The sequence below is a fragment of the Pseudomonas guariconensis genome (assembly GCF_024127895.1).
Lineage (GTDB): Bacteria > Pseudomonadota > Gammaproteobacteria > Pseudomonadales > Pseudomonadaceae > Aquipseudomonas > Aquipseudomonas guariconensis_B.
The window spans coordinates 22,787-37,504 of record NZ_JAMYBK010000001.1; the positions used below are offsets into that span (position 1 = coordinate 22,787).

The 14,718-nt window shown below is 64.4% G+C and carries 16 protein-coding genes and 1 riboswitch; of the genes, 9 read left to right on the forward strand and 7 right to left on the reverse strand.

Annotated elements, in window-relative coordinates; translation table 11 throughout:
* The first annotated feature begins 35 nt into the window (after positions 1–35).
* Positions 36–326: a PA4642 family protein gene (locus tag NJF35_RS00130; protein WP_225788523.1), complete on the forward strand. Its 291-nt coding sequence runs from the start codon at positions 36–38 to the stop codon at positions 324–326.
* Between the two features lie 106 nt (positions 327–432).
* Here NJF35_RS00130 and mqo read toward each other — a convergent pair whose 3' ends face one another.
* Together mqo and NJF35_RS00140 are read right to left on the reverse strand one after the other, a co-directional pair.
* Positions 433–1,938 carry a malate dehydrogenase (quinone) gene (gene mqo, locus NJF35_RS00135; protein ID WP_225788524.1) on the reverse strand — a complete coding sequence of 502 codons (1,506 nt, stop codon included), beginning with the start codon at positions 1,936–1,938 and terminating at the stop codon, positions 433–435.
* A gap of 605 nt (positions 1,939–2,543) precedes the next feature.
* Positions 2,544–2,777 (reverse strand): hypothetical protein, encoded by a 234-nt coding sequence (locus tag NJF35_RS00140; protein ID WP_225788525.1) that lies wholly within the window; start codon positions 2,775–2,777, stop codon positions 2,544–2,546.
* 173 nt (positions 2,778–2,950) lie between these two features.
* Here NJF35_RS00140 and NJF35_RS00145 point away from each other — a divergent pair, with 173 nt between their 5' ends.
* Positions 2,951–3,535 (forward strand): YajG family lipoprotein, encoded by a 585-nt coding sequence (locus tag NJF35_RS00145; protein ID WP_225788526.1) that lies wholly within the window; start codon positions 2,951–2,953, stop codon positions 3,533–3,535.
* Between the two features lie 73 nt (positions 3,536–3,608).
* Here NJF35_RS00145 and NJF35_RS00150 read toward each other — a convergent pair whose 3' ends face one another.
* On the reverse strand, positions 3,609–3,815 hold the full coding sequence (locus NJF35_RS00150; RefSeq protein WP_225788527.1) for a hypothetical protein: 207 nt from the start codon (positions 3,813–3,815) through the stop codon (positions 3,609–3,611).
* A gap of 159 nt (positions 3,816–3,974) precedes the next feature.
* On the opposite strand from NJF35_RS00150, the gene NJF35_RS00155 reads away from it, so the two are divergent.
* Positions 3,975–4,235 (forward strand): hypothetical protein, encoded by a 261-nt coding sequence (locus NJF35_RS00155; RefSeq protein ID WP_225788528.1) that lies wholly within the window; start codon positions 3,975–3,977, stop codon positions 4,233–4,235.
* 194 nt (positions 4,236–4,429) lie between these two features.
* Here the strand turns inward: NJF35_RS00155 and NJF35_RS00160 are convergent, their stop codons facing one another.
* Entirely contained in the window at positions 4,430–5,599 is a 1,170-nt protein-coding gene (locus NJF35_RS00160; RefSeq protein ID WP_253090560.1) for a 1-acyl-sn-glycerol-3-phosphate acyltransferase, read from the reverse strand.
* Positions 5,600–5,721: 122 nt separating this feature from the next.
* On the opposite strand from NJF35_RS00160, the gene NJF35_RS00165 reads away from it, so the two are divergent.
* The 4 genes from NJF35_RS00165 to NJF35_RS00180 all read left to right on the forward strand — a co-directional run bounded on the left by NJF35_RS00165 (position 5,722) and on the right by NJF35_RS00180 (position 7,722).
* Positions 5,722–5,907 carry a CPXCG motif-containing cysteine-rich protein gene (locus tag NJF35_RS00165; RefSeq protein WP_225788530.1) on the forward strand — a complete coding sequence of 62 codons (186 nt, stop codon included), beginning with the start codon at positions 5,722–5,724 and terminating at the stop codon, positions 5,905–5,907.
* Positions 5,907–6,167, forward strand: coding sequence for a putative signal transducing protein (locus NJF35_RS00170; protein WP_225788531.1), 261 nt, complete (start codon positions 5,907–5,909; stop codon positions 6,165–6,167). The genes NJF35_RS00165 and NJF35_RS00170 overlap by 1 nt, the downstream gene beginning before the upstream one ends.
* Before the next feature lie 12 nt (positions 6,168–6,179).
* The gene (locus tag NJF35_RS00175) at positions 6,180–6,800 is read left to right on the forward strand and encodes an SOS response-associated peptidase (protein ID WP_225788532.1); all 621 of its coding nucleotides are present in this window, start codon (positions 6,180–6,182) and stop codon (positions 6,798–6,800) included.
* Between the two features lie 106 nt (positions 6,801–6,906).
* Positions 6,907–7,722, forward strand: a complete 816-nt coding sequence (locus NJF35_RS00180; protein ID WP_225788533.1) for a M48 family metallopeptidase — start codon at positions 6,907–6,909, stop codon at positions 7,720–7,722.
* An 11-nt stretch (positions 7,723–7,733) separates the two neighbouring features.
* Here NJF35_RS00180 and NJF35_RS00185 read toward each other — a convergent pair whose 3' ends face one another.
* The 3 genes from NJF35_RS00185 to NJF35_RS00195 all read right to left on the reverse strand — a co-directional run bounded on the left by NJF35_RS00185 (position 7,734) and on the right by NJF35_RS00195 (position 10,583).
* On the reverse strand, positions 7,734–8,318 hold the full coding sequence (locus NJF35_RS00185; RefSeq protein ID WP_225788661.1) for a TMEM165/GDT1 family protein: 585 nt from the start codon (positions 8,316–8,318) through the stop codon (positions 7,734–7,736).
* Positions 8,319–8,342: 24 nt separating this feature from the next.
* A riboswitch (yybP-ykoY riboswitch) is annotated at positions 8,343–8,529 on the reverse strand.
* 39 nt (positions 8,530–8,568) lie between these two features.
* Entirely contained in the window at positions 8,569–9,567 is a 999-nt protein-coding gene (locus NJF35_RS00190; RefSeq protein WP_253090561.1) for a class I SAM-dependent methyltransferase, read from the reverse strand.
* Between the two features lie 50 nt (positions 9,568–9,617).
* Positions 9,618–10,583 carry a 2-hydroxyacid dehydrogenase gene (locus NJF35_RS00195; protein WP_225788535.1) on the reverse strand — a complete coding sequence of 322 codons (966 nt, stop codon included), beginning with the start codon at positions 10,581–10,583 and terminating at the stop codon, positions 9,618–9,620.
* Between the two features lie 192 nt (positions 10,584–10,775).
* Here NJF35_RS00195 and NJF35_RS00200 point away from each other — a divergent pair, with 192 nt between their 5' ends.
* Both NJF35_RS00200 and NJF35_RS00205 read left to right on the forward strand, forming a co-directional pair.
* A complete protein-coding gene (locus tag NJF35_RS00200) occupies positions 10,776–12,458 on the forward strand; it encodes a fatty acid--CoA ligase (protein ID WP_253090562.1) in 1,683 nt (560 codons plus the stop codon).
* A gap of 326 nt (positions 12,459–12,784) precedes the next feature.
* Positions 12,785–14,704 carry a DUF1302 domain-containing protein gene (locus NJF35_RS00205; protein WP_225788537.1) on the forward strand — a complete coding sequence of 640 codons (1,920 nt, stop codon included), beginning with the start codon at positions 12,785–12,787 and terminating at the stop codon, positions 14,702–14,704.
* The last annotated feature ends 14 nt before the right edge of the window (positions 14,705–14,718 follow it).

A 14,718-nucleotide genomic window follows, 5' to 3' on the forward strand; every position in this document is an offset into this window, starting at 1 on the left:
CGAAATGTCCGTGATGGTCCAGTTGGGAGTTGGCGATGCGTAAAGACAAGAAACAGGTGATTGGTGACGAGATCAGCGACGAGTACGTCAAGACGTTCCTGCGGTTCGAGCCGGCCGACGGGGTGACCTCGCCGTCGCTGCACAAGCTGGTCAAGGCCTACCGTGGCCTGCGTGTCGATGACTTCGAGCGGTTCGTGGGTTTCTTCGTCGAGGCCGGCCTGGACCTGGACGGCAAGGACGAGCACGGCAAGACCTTCGTCGAGCTGATCGCCGACCAGCGTAACGCTGCCGAGTACATCGCGATCATCGACAACGCCCGCGGTTGATGTAGCCAGCATTCAGCAGGGCGGCTTTGCAGCCCCGGATGTGACTGAACGCCGGACCGCCAGGCATGAAAAAACGCCCCGAGGGGCGTTTTTTCATGGGCCGGTATCAGGCGTAGTGCTGGGCCGGGCTGCTCTCGACCAGTTCCAGTACTTCGTCGTTGTAGGCGCTGATCTTGCGGTACAGGGCTGCGTCGGTGGCGAGCACCTTCTCGCGGGCCGGGAAGATTTCCTTGAGCTTGGCGGCCCAGGCGCCCTTGGCCTGCTCGGGGAAGCAGCGCTCGATCAGCTCGAGCATGATCGATACGGTCACCGAGGCGCCCGGCGAGGCACCGAGCAGGGCGGCCAGGCTGCCGTCCTGGGCCGAGACCAGCTCGGTGCCGAACTGCAGGATGCCGCCTTTCTTCGGATCCTTCTTGATGATCTGCACGCGCTGGCCGGCCACTTCCAAGCGCCAGTCCTCGGCCTTGGCCTCGGGGTAGAAGCGGCGCAGGGCTTCCAGGCGCTGCTCCATCGACTGCATCACTTCGCTGACCAGGTACTTGGTCAGGTCCATGTTGTCGCGGGCCACGGCCAGCATCGGGCCGATGTTGCCCATGCGCACCGACAGCGGCAGGTCGAGCAGCGAGCCGTGCTTGAGGAACTTGGTGGTGAAGCCGGCATACGGGCCGAACAGCAGCGACTTCTTGCCGTCCACCACGCGGGTGTCCAGGTGTGGTACCGACATGGGGGGCGCACCGACCGCAGCCTGGCTGTAGACCTTGGCCTGGTGCAGCTTGACGATCTCGGGGTTGTCGCAGCGCAGCCACTGGCCGCTGACCGGGAAGCCGCCAAAGCCCTTGCTCTCCGGGATGCCGGACATCTGCAGCAGCGGCAGGGCCGCGCCACCGGCGCCGAGGAACACGAAGCGGGCGTCGACCTCACGGCTGCCGCCGCTGTTGACGTCCTTGATGCTGACGGTCCAGCCGCTGCCGTTACGGCGCAGGCCGACGACCTTCTTGCTGTACTTGACCTGGGTCTCGGGGCTGTCGCCCAGCAGTTTGAGCAGCTTGTTGGTCAGGGCGCCGAAGTTGACGTCGGTGCCCTTGAGCACGCGGGTGGCGGCGATGTGCTGGTCGGCCGGGCGGCCCGGCATCATCAGCGGCATCCACTCGTTCATCACGGCCTTGTCTTCGGTGTATTCCATCTCGGCGAAGGCGTGGTGCTGCTTGAGCAGTTCGAAGCGCTTCTTGAGGAAGGCGACACCCTTGTCACCCTCGACATAGCTCAGGTGCGGCACCGGGTTGATGAAGCCGCGCGGCGAGCCGAAGCTGCCTTTCTTGCTCAGGTAGGCCCAGAACTGGCGGGACACCTCGAACTGAGTATTGATGTGCACGGCCTTCTTGATGTCGATGCTGCCATCGGCGGCCTGGGGCGTATAGTTCAGCTCGCACAGGCCGGCGTGGCCGGTCCCGGCGTTGTTCCAGGGGTTGGAACTTTCCGCGGCACCGGAGTCCATCGCCTCGACGACCTCCAGCTTGAGCGTCGGGTCGAGTTCCTTGAGCAGTACGGCCAGGGTGGCACTCATGATGCCCGCGCCTACCAGTACCACATCAACCGATTCGTTCTGCGCCATTAACGCGTCTCCACAATCTACAGCACCTAATTGACAGCATAGGATTCCTGGGGTTGCCAGGATCGCCATGTCCGACTCTTCGCAGTTCTTGCAACTTCCGCGGACACCGCCAACCGGTCTTGGGGTTCGCCTATTGAACGCCCGGAACTGCCGGTGCGGCAATTCGACTTATGGTCAAGGTATCCGTCGTGCGTGATGGACCGGTTTCAGATACCCATCCAGGATGAGCACTGTTGCCGTCTGTTCGGAGCTGTTCGGGACGTATCTTGCGCTTTTGCACATGCCAGACTGTTCATTTGCTCGCCACACTCTTGTGAAGTTGTGAAAAACCCGTTTTTTCACGCTCTTTTGGAGACGTGAACCTCAAAAGGGACTGCGCGATGGCAACCCACAGGTTCATGCAAAGCGGAAGGCCGGGAAACAGCAGGCACGACAGCCGATGCAAGACCTGAGTGGAAGGCTCTCTGTGGGCGAAGCGGTAAAGGTGCCGGGGTCAAGCGGCGGGTGCGGGGCCCGATCAGGAGACGTCCTTATAATCGGGGGGAGATTATAACGAGGTCGCGGGCAGAAAGGTCGTTCTTCGTGGCTTTTTATTGCGGCATTTGTCAGGCCGGCAGGGTGCGTCGCTGCCAGCGATGGCTTGCGCGGGCGCAAACCCGGGCGTTGGCCGGCAGCGACTGGCCCAGCCAGACCAGCCGGGCTTCGCTGACCTGCACCCAGCCGCTGCCGAGCGGTGGCTGGCTGCACTGCTTGAAGGCCAGGCACTTGCCCTCGGCGTCGAGGCGCGCATAGGTGTTGTGGCGTGGGCGATGGAAAAGCAGGGTCCAGAGCGAGGCCATGGCGGGCGTCCTGTCAGGTCGGGTCTGGGGCAAGGATAGGGCTGGGGTATGAAACCCTTGTGACAGCGGCGGGGTGCGCCTTTTGGCGTGCCTGCTTTTTCTTGCCGCTTATCGCTTGCCGCCCGCCGCTGGGTATACTGTGGGCCTTTGCCGCATTTTCTGGAGAAACGCGCATGTTGCAACGTCTGTTGTTCGGTTTGATCGCGGTGGCCAGCCTCAGCCTGGTCGGTTGTGCCCACAGCCCGCAACAACTCAGCCCGCAACCCAAGCTCACCGCCCAGCTCAACCCGGTCGGCCATGGCCAGCCGGTGGTGGTCAAGGTGGTCGACGGGCGTGCCTCCCAGGCCCTGGGGACCCGCGGTGGCATGTATCCGGAGACCAGCACCATCAGCGTCAATGGCAACGACATCGTACCCAAGCTGCAGGCCCAGGCCGAGGCGGCGGTGCGCCTGCTCGGCTTCACCCCGACGCCGAACGCCTACAACGCCCCGCAGTTGACCGTGACCCTGGCCGAGCTGAAGTACCAGTCGCCCAAGGACAACCTGTACGTGACCGAGGCCACCATCGGCGCCACCTTCCGCGCCGATGTGTCCAACGCCAACCGTCGCTACAGCGGCCGCTACGGCGCGACCCTGGACCAGCGCTTCGGCATGGCGCCGAATCAGGAGACCAACACCAAGCTGGTGAGCGACGTGCTCAGCGATGCCCTGACTCGCCTGTTCAAGGACCCGACCATCGGCCAGGTGCTCGGCGAATAAACCTTTCGTCCCTCGTTATGAAAAAGCCCGCTGTCCGGATGGCTGGACAGCGGGCTTTTTCGTGTAGGGTGCGTCAGGCGGCTTCGGTGTAGAAATCCAGCAGGCTGATGCCGGTCTGCACGTCGATTTCCGGGAGGTCCTGGTGGGCGTGGCCGCCGAGGGCGCAGTAGACCAGCCACTGGCGATCCTGGACATTGATGGCGAAGCCGTCGATCAGTGCCTGCTGTTCTTCGCTCTGGGCGACGAGGTAGAGGCGGTCCTGGTTTTCGGCGTGCAGCATGACAAGCTCCGGTGAGGGGAAAAGGCCGACAGGGTGGCTTGCCTGGATGACGAGCGTGTTACAGACAAAATTTAGTGACAGTTGGTCGCAAAAAACGGGCGCGCCAGTCGGGCTTGGGTAGAATGCCGGCTTTCGCTGTCGTTATTCCGAGGTTGCGTGATGTCCTTGCAAATGCTCTGGGGGTTCCTGGCCGCCCATCCGACCAAGCTGATCAACCTGCTGGCGCTGTTGATGACCTGCCCTGGCGGATTGCTGCTGCACAGTGCCCGTCGCCGCGAGATCGTGAGCCGTGAGAGCCTGGCCGCCGACGAAGGCGTGGTCGATGCCTTCGACCAGCGCGTGCCACGCTACTACTACATCCTCGGCTTTTCCTGCCTGGCCATGGCGTTGCTGTTGTCCTGGTTCAGCACCTGGGTCTGAGGGCGCGAGTAGGCGCTCCCTGGGCAAACGTAACGCCTTTGATTTAGCGGGAAACCTGCGGGGGCGGGGGCCGATTAAGAATCTCACCCGCCATTTGGGGCCGTTTCAAGCCCCATCGCCGGCAAGCCGGCTCCCACAGGGGCCCTGCAAGCCGCATCATGTGGGGTCCACTTGCATGCTGTGGGAGCACCGTGTCAAGCCACAGGGCTCTGCAACCTGACCTGGTACTGGTTGCGCACCGGCGTCGCATACTGCTGGATCAGGTAGGGCCGGTGCTCCACCGGGCAGGCATCCAGGCGGCGCTGCCATTCTTCCTTGGCCCGGGCCAGCTCCTCGGCGGGGAACAGCTTCTGCGCTGTCGGCACCTGCAGTGCAGGGTCCGCTGCATCCCACATCCCATAGGCCAGGTAGTGCACCGGGAACAACCGGTAGCCGCCGAGGATCTGCCGGTCGATTTCCTGGGCCAGTTGCTTGGTGTCCTCGTAATACTCGGTCACCGGCGGCGCGAAGTTGATGTGCACCCGCCCCTTGTAGCCGGTGATGCCCAGGGCGATGCTGTTGTCGTCCTCGCCAGGCGCCTTGGTGTAGCCGCCGGTGGTGGCGCGGATGTACAGCTCGCGGGCCTTGGCCAGGTCGCACGGGTCGTATTCGTAGCTGATCGACACCGGGATCAGGTTCAGGCCCTGGATCACCGCGCCGAACGGCTCGTCCTTGCGGCTCATGTGGAACATCTTGAGGATCGCCGAATCGGTACGGTCGTCGCCGTCCTTGGCCCGGCCTTCGGCCTGGGCGATCCAGATCGACACGCAGTCGTTGCGGATCGAGTGATTGATGTAGGCCGACAGCAATTGGTAGGCCGCCAGCTTTTCCCGGCGACCGCTCAGCGAGCGGTGGACGATGAAGCTCTTGTTCAGCCGCATCATGTCGCTGACGAAGGGCTTTTGCAGCAGGTTGTCGCCGATGGCGATGCGTGGCGTCGGCAGGCCGGCGTGATACACCGCGTAGTTGACGAAGGCCGGGTCCATCACGATGTCGCGATGGTTGGCCAGGAACAGGTAGGCCTCGCCCGACTTGAGCTGCTCGACGCCCGAGTAGGTGACGCCGTCGGTGGCGCGTTCGATGGTCTGGTCGACGTAGTACTCGACTTTGTCCTGCAGGGTCGAAATGCATTCGACGCCTGCGAATTCCTTGCGCAGGCGGCGGGCGATCAGCGGTTTGAGCAGCCAGCCGAAGGCGCCCGCCATGCGCGGGAAGCGGAAGTGGGTGAGGATATCGAGGAATGCCGGGTCGCTGAGCAGGCGTGCCAGAACGGCAGGGACCTCAGCGTCGTCGTACGGTCGGATGGCATCGAATTCGCCCATCATGCTCTCTTGTTGGAAACGGCTAGGGTAGTAAGGTAGGGACGGGTCCGAAAAAACGGCTCGGACACACACAGGCCCTGTAAACAGACCGGCAATTATACGCACAAGTCACCGCGGAGGCCGCGATGCTGGAAACCGACTTCTATCGTTGCCCGTATTGCGGCGAATCGGTGGAGACCACCGTCGACCTTTCCGGCGGGGACCAGGTCTATACCGAGGACTGCCAGGTCTGTTGCCAGCCCATCGTGTTCATTCTGCAGGTGCATGGTGACGAATGGATGCTCGAGGTCAGACGCGAGGACGATGCCTGATGCGACGGATCTACGAACCGGAAAGCCTGATGGAGGCCGAACTGCTGCTGGGCATGCTCGTCAGCGAGGGGGTCGATGCGCACCTGGTGGGCCGCGACCTGGTCGGTGCTGCCGGCGAGTTGCCGATGCACGGGTTGCTGGGCCTGGCGGTGGCGGACGAGCAGGCCGGCTACGCACGGCAGCTGATCGATGCGTACAATGCCGCCCAGCCACTTGCCGGCGACGAACCGGAGAGTTTCCCCGGAATCCTGATTTGCTAGGTTTTTATCGCCATGTGTGGACGCTACGCCTTGTTTCGCTGGTCTGCGGCCTTTGCCGCCTTGCCGGGGTATCCCACCGACCAGCGGGCGCAATGGAACATCGCCCCGGGCGGCTCGGTGCTGATCCAGCGCCTGGTCGACGGCCAGTTGCAACTGGCGCGGGCGCGCTGGGGGCTGACCCCGGCCTGGCTCACCGACCTTTCCCGCACGCCTGCCCAGGCCCGCGCCGAGACCCTCGTCGAGCAGCCGATGTTCCGTGAGGCGTTTCGCCGGCGCCGCTGCCTGATGCCGGCCAATGGTTTCTACGAATGGCGTGGCAACGTGCGCAAACGGCCGTACTGGTTGACGCCGGGGGAGGGTTCGTCACTGTTCTTCGCTGCGCTGTGGGAGGCCTACCCGGTGCAGGAGCAGGTGTGGCTGAGCTGCGCGGTGGTGACCCAGGCGGCGATGAACCAGCGTCGGCCGTTGATCCTGGATGAAGCGGGGCAGGCGGCCTGGCTCGACCCCGACACGCCATTGCCGCGCCTGCACGAGCTGCTGGCCAGCCCGCCGGCCGCCCTGCGCGAGCGGGCGCTGGCGCCTTTCGTCAATGATCCGAAGCTCGATGCGCCGGAGTGCCTGACCCCGGCCTGATGCCGTCGTGAGAACGCATGGGGCTGGCGAGAAATCTTCCCTGCGGCTCTGGCGGGGGCTGGCGTCTCGGCCTAGGATACGCCGCATGTACAGAGGGAGTGTTTCCATGCGTAGATCGTTTGTTGTCAGCATGCTGGGCGCCAGCATCCTGCTGGCGGGCTGCCAGGCGGTGAACACCACCAGCGGTGGTGCGGTGGGTGTCGAGCGCAAGCAGTACATGTTCAGCATGCTCTCGACCGATGAGGTCAACCAGATGTATGCCCAGTCGTACCAGCAGACCCTCAGCGAGGCGTCGAGCAAGGGCGTGCTGGACAAGACCAGTGCCAAGGCCAAGCGCGTCCAGGCCATCGCCGACCGTCTGATCGCCCAGGCACCGAAATTCCGCCCGGATGCCGCGCAGTGGAAGTGGGAGGTCAACCTGATCCAGAGCGACGAGCTCAATGCCAACTGTGGCCCCGGTGGCAAAATCATCTTCTATACCGGCCTGATCGATAAGCTCCAGCTCACCGATGCCGAGATCGCTGCGGTCATGGGCCACGAGATCGCCCACGCCCTGCGCGAGCATGGCCGTGAGGCGATGTCCAAGGCCTATGGCGTGGAAATGGCCCGCCAGGGTGCCGGTGCATTGTTCGGCCTGGGCCAGGACAGCATGGCCCTGGCCGACACCGTGGTGAACTACGCCATGACCTTGCCCAACAGCCGCGCGAATGAGAACGAAGCCGACCTGATCGGCCTGGAGCTGGCGGCCCGCGCCGGCTATGACCCGAATGCCGCGATCACCCTGTGGGACAAGATGAGCAAGGCTTCGGAGGGCGCGCCGCCCGAGTTCATGAGCACCCACCCGGCGTCCAGCAGCCGCATTGCCGCACTGCAGGCGGCCATTCCCAAGGTGATGCCGCTGTACCAGGCCGCCCGGAAATAAGCTGCAAGCGGTCAGCCAATCCAGCCACTGGCCCGCATCGCCGAATATACCGCCACTGCGGCGAGGACGAAGAACGCCGTGGCGGCCAGGCGGCGGATCAGGGTCAGTGGCAGTTTCTCGGCGGCGAAGTTGCCCGCCAGCACCACCGGCACGTTGGCGATCAGCATGCCCACGGTGGTGCCGATGATGACCATGATCAGATGAGGGTACTGGGCCGCCAGCATGACCGTGGCGACCTGGGTCTTGTCGCCGATCTCGGCCAGGAAGAAGGCGATCAGCGTGGTGACGAACGGCCCGAAGCGACGCGCGGCGCTATTCTCGTCATCGTCCATCTTGTCTGGAACCAGGGTCCACAGCGCGGTGGCGGCAAAACTGGCGGCGAGTATCCAGTGCAGCACGGTCTCGCTGAAGAAGCCGCTGACCCAGGCGCCCACGGCACCTGCGGCGGCATGGTTGGCCAGGGTGGCGGCGACGATGCCGGCAATGATCGGCCAAGGCTTGCGAAAGCGGGCGGCGAGAATGAGCGCGAGCAACTGCGTCTTGTCGCCGATCTCGGCGAGGGCGACGATCGCGGTGGGGACGAGCAGGGATTCCAACATCAGGGTTCCTACGGGGGCGGGCCGACACGGCTATGACACGTACAGCCTCCCCGCCCCGGGTAAGGTGTGCGTGTCATAGGTCTTGTCAAACCCCTCGAGCCGTCTGTGCGGCGATCGGGTCGCACGCGCCATGGCCTGTGGGCCAAGTGTGTTGACGCGTGCCGGGCGAGCGGGGGCTCGCGGGAGACTACTCCCCTAGGACGGTGCGGATTCTGCCTAGGAGAATCCTTTTCGGCAAGCCTTGTTTTTATCCACGTGTTGCCTGGTAGATGCGAAAACCGTCTGCCTCGGCGCGTACCCGGCAATTGCCCAGGGCCCCTTCGATGAGCGGCTGGTAGCGCAGGAAGCTGTTGGCTACCAGGCGCATTTCGCCGCCTTTTTCCAGGTGTTCGCTGGATTTTCTCAGGAGATCTTCCGATGCCTGGTAATCGGTATGGACACCGGTATGGAAGGGCGGATTGCTCAGGATCAGGGCCAGCCCCTTGGGCGCGGCATCGATGCCGTCACCACTGATCACTTCGCCCTCCAGACCGTTGGCCGCCAAGGTCAGGCGGCTGCTGGCCACGGCGAAGGCATCCACGTCGAGCAGGGTCACGTGGCTCTGCGGGTAGCGGCGTTTGACCGTGGCGCCCAGCACGCCGGCGCCGCAGCCGAAGTCCAGTACATGGCCGACCGGCAGCGCGTCCAGGTGCTGGAGCAGCAGGGCAGTGCCACGATCCAGCCGGCCATGGCTGAACACGCCGGGCAGGCTGACTACCTGCAACGGGCCGTCGTCCAGGGCCAGTTCGAAACGTTCGGCCAGGCTCTCCAGCGGCAGGGCCTGTGGCACCTCTTCCACGGTCACCTGCCAGAGCTGGCAGTGCCGGGCGCTGTCGAGCTTGCGGGGCTTGCCGAAGGCTCGCAATTGCTTGGCCGCGCCTTCGATGCCGCCGCGTTTCTCGCCCACCACGTACAGCTCGCGCCCCGCCAAGCGAGCCGCCAGGGCGTTGAGCAGGTAGGCCGTCAGTTCGCGGGACTTGGGCAGGAACAGCACGGCGGCCTCGAAGGGCACGTCCGGCACCGTCACCCCATAATGGCTGCGGCCGGCGAAACGGCCATCGAGCAAGGCCTGGTCTCCGGCATGCCAGGCCCAGCCGTTGGCCTGCGGCAACTGGCCGAGCAGGTCGTCGGCGGGCAGCCCGGCGAGCAGCAGCGGGCCCTGGAACAGTTCGGCCTGGCGAAGCAACACTTCACTGCGCGGGTCCATGGACGACGTCTCCTGAAAAAATGGCGCAGTGTACCAGAGCCTCCTGGGCGTCAGCCGACCACTCGCCGTGGTTGGCCGGCGAAGAAGGCCTGGGCGTTCTCGCTCAGCTGGCCGACGATGCGCTGGCGTGACTCCACCGCGCCCCAGGCGCTGTGCGGGGTCACGATCAGGCGTGGTACGTCCGGTTCGAGCAACGGGTTGCCATTGGTTGGCGGCTCGACGCTCAGCACATCGGTGGCAGCGCCGCCCAGGTGACCGCTGCGCAGGGCATCGGCCAGCGCCTGCTCGTCGATCAGGCCGCCACGGGCGGTGTTGACCACCAGGGCGCCGGGCTTGAGCAGGGCCAGTTCGCGGACGCCGATCATGTGCCGGGTGTGTTCGTTGAGTGGACAGTGCAGGGTCAGGGCGTCGACCTGGGGAAGCAGCTCGTCCAGGGGCAGGCGCTCTGCACGGGCCGGGCGCCCGGGGATCTGCCCGCTGAGCACGCGCATGCCGAAGGCCTCGGCCAGCCGCGCCACGGCACCGCCCAGTTCGCCGTGCCCGAGCAGGCCAAGGGTCTTGCCTTGCAGCTCGACGATGGGGAAGTCCAGCAGGCAGAACTGGCTGGCCGTCGCCCAGCGTCCCTCGGCCACGGCCTGGTTGTAGTCGCACAGGCGGGTCGCCAGGGCCAGCAGCAGGGCCAGGGTGTGCTGTGCCACCGATGGCGTGCCGTAGCCCTGGCAGTTGCACACCGTGATGCCTTGGGCGCGTGCGGCCTGCAGGTCGACATTGTTGGTGCCGGTGGCCGCGATCAGGATCAGTTTCAGCTGCGGGTTGGCCGCCAGGGCAGAGGCGTCGAGCATCACCTTGTTGCTGATCACCGCCGTGGCGCCTTGCAGGCGTTCGGCGACCTGCTCCGATGTGGTCGCGGCGTGCAATTGCAGGCTGTCGAACTGTTGTGCCAGGGGCGAGAGGTCGAGGTCGCCGAGGTCCAGGGATTGATGGTCGAGAAAGACGGCGTGGCGCGGGCTGGGCATCCGGGGGCTCCGAGGGCTGGGGTCATGGGGCGATGCTGATGCCCCAACCTGAAGCCGGGCTCTCGAAGTGTCAAGTCGGCCACTCATACCTTGGGCGGCGCAAATCATTCCTTCGGCTGATTTGACCGACGCGTCACCGATCTAGAGTAACCCCCTGACTTGTCCGGCCCGCATTGCAGAAAAGGGATCCCCATGTTGCAGACGCGTATCATCGAGCCCGCCGAGGGCGCCTACACCTTCCCGTTGCTGATCAAGCGCCTGCTGATGTCTGGCAGCCGCTACGAGAAGACTCGCGAGATCCTCTACCGCGACCAGTTGCGCCTGACCTACCCACAACTGGTCGAGCGGGTCGCCCGCCTGGCCAACGTGCTGACCGAGGCCGGGGTCAAGGCCGGTGACACGGTGGCTGTGATGGACTGGGACAGCCACCGCTACCTGGAGTGCATGTTCGCCATCCCGATGATCGGTGCGGTGGTGCACACCATCAATGTGCGCCTGTCGCCGGAGCAGATCCTCTACACCATGAACCACGCTGAAGACCGTCTCGTGCTGGTCAACAGCGATTTCGTCGGCCTCTACCAGGCCATCGCCGGGCAGTTGACCACGGTGGAAAAGACCCTGCTGCTGACCGATGGCCAGGACAAGACCGCCGACCTGCCCGACCTGGTCGGCGAATACGAGCAACTGCTCGCCGCCGCCAGCCCACACCATGACTTCCCCGACTTCGACGAGAACTCGGTGGCCACCACCTTCTACACCACGGGCACCACCGGCAACCCCAAGGGCGTGTTCTTCACCCATCGCCAACTGGTGCTGCACACCCTGGCCGAGGCCTCGGTGACCGGCAGCATCGACAGCGTGCGCCTGCTTGGCAGCAACGATGTGTACATGCCCATCACGCCGATGTTCCATGTGCATGCCTGGGGCATTCCCTATGCCGCGACCATGCTCGGCATGAAGCAGGTCTACCCGGGGCGCTACGAGCCGGACATGCTGGTCAAGCTGTGGCGCGAGGAGAAGGTGACCTTCTCCCACTGCGTGCCGACCATCCTGCAGATGCTGCTCAACTGCCCATCGGCCCAGGGCCAGGACTTCGCCGGCTGGAAGATCATCATCGGCGGCAGTGCGCTCAACCGTGCGTTGTACGAAGCGGCCCTGGCCCGTGGCATCCAACTGACTGCGGCGTACGGCATGTCCGAGACCTGCCCGCTGATTTCCTGCGCGCACCTGAACGACGAACTGCAGGCCGGTAGCGAGGACGAGCGCATCTCCTACCGGATCAAGGCCGGTGTGCCGGTGCCGCTGGTGGAAGCGGCGATCGTCGACGAACAGGGCAACTTCCTCCCCGCCGATGGCGAGACCCAGGGCGAACTGGTACTGCGTGCGCCCTGGCTGTCGATGGGCTACTTCAAGGAGCCGCAGAAAAGCGAGGAGCTGTGGCAGGGTGGCTGGCTGCATACCGGTGACGTCGCCACCCTCGACGGCATGGGCTACATCGATATCCGCGATCGCATCAAGGATGTGATCAAGACCGGTGGCGAGTGGATCTCGTCCCTCGACCTGGAAGACCTGATCAGCCGTCATCCGGCCGTGCGTGAAGTGGCGGTGGTCGGGGTCGCCGACCCGCAATGGGGCGAGCGGCCATTCGCCTTGCTGGTGGTGCGCGAGGGGCAGAGCATCGACGCGCGCAGCCTCAAGGATCATCTCAAGCCTTTCGTCGAGCAAGGTCACATCAACAAGTGGGCGATTCCCAGCCAGATCGCCGTTGTTACTGAAATTCCCAAGACCAGTGTCGGCAAGCTCGACAAGAAGCGTATCCGCGTGGATATCAGCCAGTGGCAGGCCAGTAACAGCGCCTTCCTGTCGACCCTGTAACACCTGCGCGGGGCGCGACCGTCCAGGCGCGTCCCGCATTCCAGAGCGGCTGCGGCCTTGTCAAACGGCAAATATGCGCCATGCTTCTTTCCTGTCGGCAGGCAGGCGCCTGCGGGGTGGGCGCTGGCAGGGTGCGCAAATCACACTTTAGAGGGATCAAGCGCCTGTGCCTGCTGGCTATAGTCGGGGTCAGGGGATTTTCAGGAATGGGGAGGGCGAGGCGCACAAGCCGCTTCGCCGCGGGCGCAAGCCTGCTGCACCGGTCTCGGGGCCGTTTCTGAAAAGGACTCACTGCCATAACAAAAAAAGTACATGGAGTAGCGTCGATGACATCTGCAAACCAGTTCTGGCGCCGGGCGAAGCTGCCCTTGGCCGTCAGCCTCGCTTCCACGCTCGCAAGTCCCGCATTCGGTGTCAGCTTCAACATCGGGGAAATCGAAGGCCAGTTCGATTCGTCGCTCTCCGTCGGGGCCAGTTGGTCGACAGCCAAGCCGAACAAGAACCTCATCGGGGTCAACAACGGTGGCCGGGGCCTTTCGCAGACTTCCGACGACGGCCACCTGAACTTCAAGCGCGGTGAAACCTTCTCGAAGATCTTCAAGGGTATCCACGACCTCGAACTCAAGTACGGCGACACCGGGGTGTTCGTCCGCGGCAAGTACTGGTACGACTTCGAGCTCAAGGACGAAAATCGCCCGTTCAAGGACATCAGCGACTCCAACCGCAAGGAAGGCGCCAAGTCTTCCGGTGCCGAGCTGCTCGATGCCTTCATCTACCACAACTACAGCCTCGGCGACCTGCCGGGCACGGTGCGCCTGGGCAAGCAGGTGGTCAGCTGGGGGGAGAGTACCTTCATCGGCAGCGGCATCAACGCCGTCAACCCGATCGACGTCTCGGCGTTCCGCCGGCCCGGTGCCGAGATCAAGGAAGGCCTGATCCCGGTCAACATGTTCTACCTGTCCCAGAGCGTCTCCGACAACCTGTCGTTCGAGGGCTTCTACCAACTGGAATGGGACCAGACCGTCGTCGATAACTGCGGCACCTTCTTCTCCCAGCCGGATGTGATCGCCGATGGTTGCGACAACAACCTGGCGGTACTGGCCACCCAGTCCACGCTGGCCGGCAGGCTCGGCCCGCTGGCCGCTCCGGTGGGGGCCACGCTGGCGGGGCAGGGCGTGAACTGGGGCTCGCCCGACGAAGGGGTGATCGTGCGCCGTGGGCCCGACCGCGATGCACGGGACAGCGGCCAGTTCGGCGTGGCCCTGCGCTACATGTACGAGCCGTTGAACACCGAGTTCGGCGGTTACTTCATGAACTACCACAGCCGTGCGCCGATCTTCAGTGGCCGCGGCGCCGATGCCCAGTACTACGACCCGAACAGGCTGGGCGCCGCCTTGATCGGTGCGGGCGTGCCTGCTGGTGCGCTGGGTGCGCTACTGCCTTCGCTGATGCCGCTGGTGGTCGCGGGCAATTCCAGCTACTACGTGGAATACCCGGAAGATATCCGCCTCTACGGTCTGAGCTTCTCCACCACGCTGCCCAGCGGCACGGCGTGGAGCGGTGAAATCAGCTATCGCCCGAACGCACCGGTGCAGTTGAACACGACCGATATCCTCTATTCGGGCCTGACGCCGCTCGACCCTGACGCTTCGGTGTTGCAGGGTAGGCCGGGCACGGACCAGCCGGGCTATCGCCGTAAGGAAATCACCCAGCTGCAAACCACCTTCACGCACTTCTTCGACCAGGTGATGGGCGCCGAGCGCCTGACCATGGTGGGTGAAATCGGCTGGACCCACGTCGGTGGCCTGGAAAGCACGTCCAAGGCTCGCTACGGGCGTGATCCGGTCTACGGCCCAGGGCCGCTGCCCAATGGCCGTTGCCAGTCGTTGAACGCCAGCACCGTGGGCACCGGGCCGCAGAACAACGTGTCGCGCTACTGCGAGAACGACGGCTACACCACCAGCGATTCCTGGGGTTACCGCGTTCGGGCCATCTGGGACTACAACAATGTCTTCGCCGGCGTGAACCTGCGCCCGAGCGTGGCCTGGTCCCATGACGTCGATGGCTACTCGCCGGGCCCGGGCGGCAACTTCGAGGAAGGGCGCAAGGCGATCAGCCTGGGCCTGGATGCCGAGTACCAGCAGACCTACACGGCCAGCCTGTCATACACCAACTTCTTCGATGGCAAGTACACCACCGTGGATGATCGCGATTTCATCGCCCTCAGCTTCGGCGTGAACTTCTAAGAACACTGATCCAG

Bases quoted from the DNA above. Each gene is read 5' to 3' on its own strand.
- NJF35_RS00195 (WP_225788535.1), bottom strand. From the start codon at position 10,583: ATGCCCAGCCCGCGCCACGCCGTCTTTCTCGACCATCAATCCCTGGAC.
- NJF35_RS00205 (WP_225788537.1), top strand. From the start codon at position 12,785: ATGACATCTGCAAACCAGTTCTGGCGCCGGGCGAAGCTGCCCTTGGCC.
- NJF35_RS00190 (WP_253090561.1), bottom strand. From the start codon at position 9,567: ATGGACCCGCGCAGTGAAGTGTTGCTTCGCCAGGCCGAACTGTTCCAG.
- NJF35_RS00145 (WP_225788526.1), top strand. From the start codon at position 2,951: ATGTTGCAACGTCTGTTGTTCGGTTTGATCGCGGTGGCCAGCCTCAGC.
- NJF35_RS00200 (WP_253090562.1), top strand. From the start codon at position 10,776: ATGTTGCAGACGCGTATCATCGAGCCCGCCGAGGGCGCCTACACCTTC.
- NJF35_RS00140 (WP_225788525.1), bottom strand. From the start codon at position 2,777: ATGGCCTCGCTCTGGACCCTGCTTTTCCATCGCCCACGCCACAACACC.
- NJF35_RS00130 (WP_225788523.1), top strand. From the start codon at position 36: ATGCGTAAAGACAAGAAACAGGTGATTGGTGACGAGATCAGCGACGAG.
- NJF35_RS00170 (WP_225788531.1), top strand. From the start codon at position 5,907: ATGCGACGGATCTACGAACCGGAAAGCCTGATGGAGGCCGAACTGCTG.
- NJF35_RS00160 (WP_253090560.1), bottom strand. From the start codon at position 5,599: ATGATGGGCGAATTCGATGCCATCCGACCGTACGACGACGCTGAGGTC.
- NJF35_RS00150 (WP_225788527.1), bottom strand. From the start codon at position 3,815: ATGCTGCACGCCGAAAACCAGGACCGCCTCTACCTCGTCGCCCAGAGC.
- NJF35_RS00180 (WP_225788533.1), top strand. From the start codon at position 6,907: ATGCGTAGATCGTTTGTTGTCAGCATGCTGGGCGCCAGCATCCTGCTG.
- NJF35_RS00155 (WP_225788528.1), top strand. From the start codon at position 3,975: ATGTCCTTGCAAATGCTCTGGGGGTTCCTGGCCGCCCATCCGACCAAG.
- NJF35_RS00165 (WP_225788530.1), top strand. From the start codon at position 5,722: ATGCTGGAAACCGACTTCTATCGTTGCCCGTATTGCGGCGAATCGGTG.
- NJF35_RS00175 (WP_225788532.1), top strand. From the start codon at position 6,180: ATGTGTGGACGCTACGCCTTGTTTCGCTGGTCTGCGGCCTTTGCCGCC.
- mqo (WP_225788524.1), bottom strand. From the start codon at position 1,938: ATGGCGCAGAACGAATCGGTTGATGTGGTACTGGTAGGCGCGGGCATC.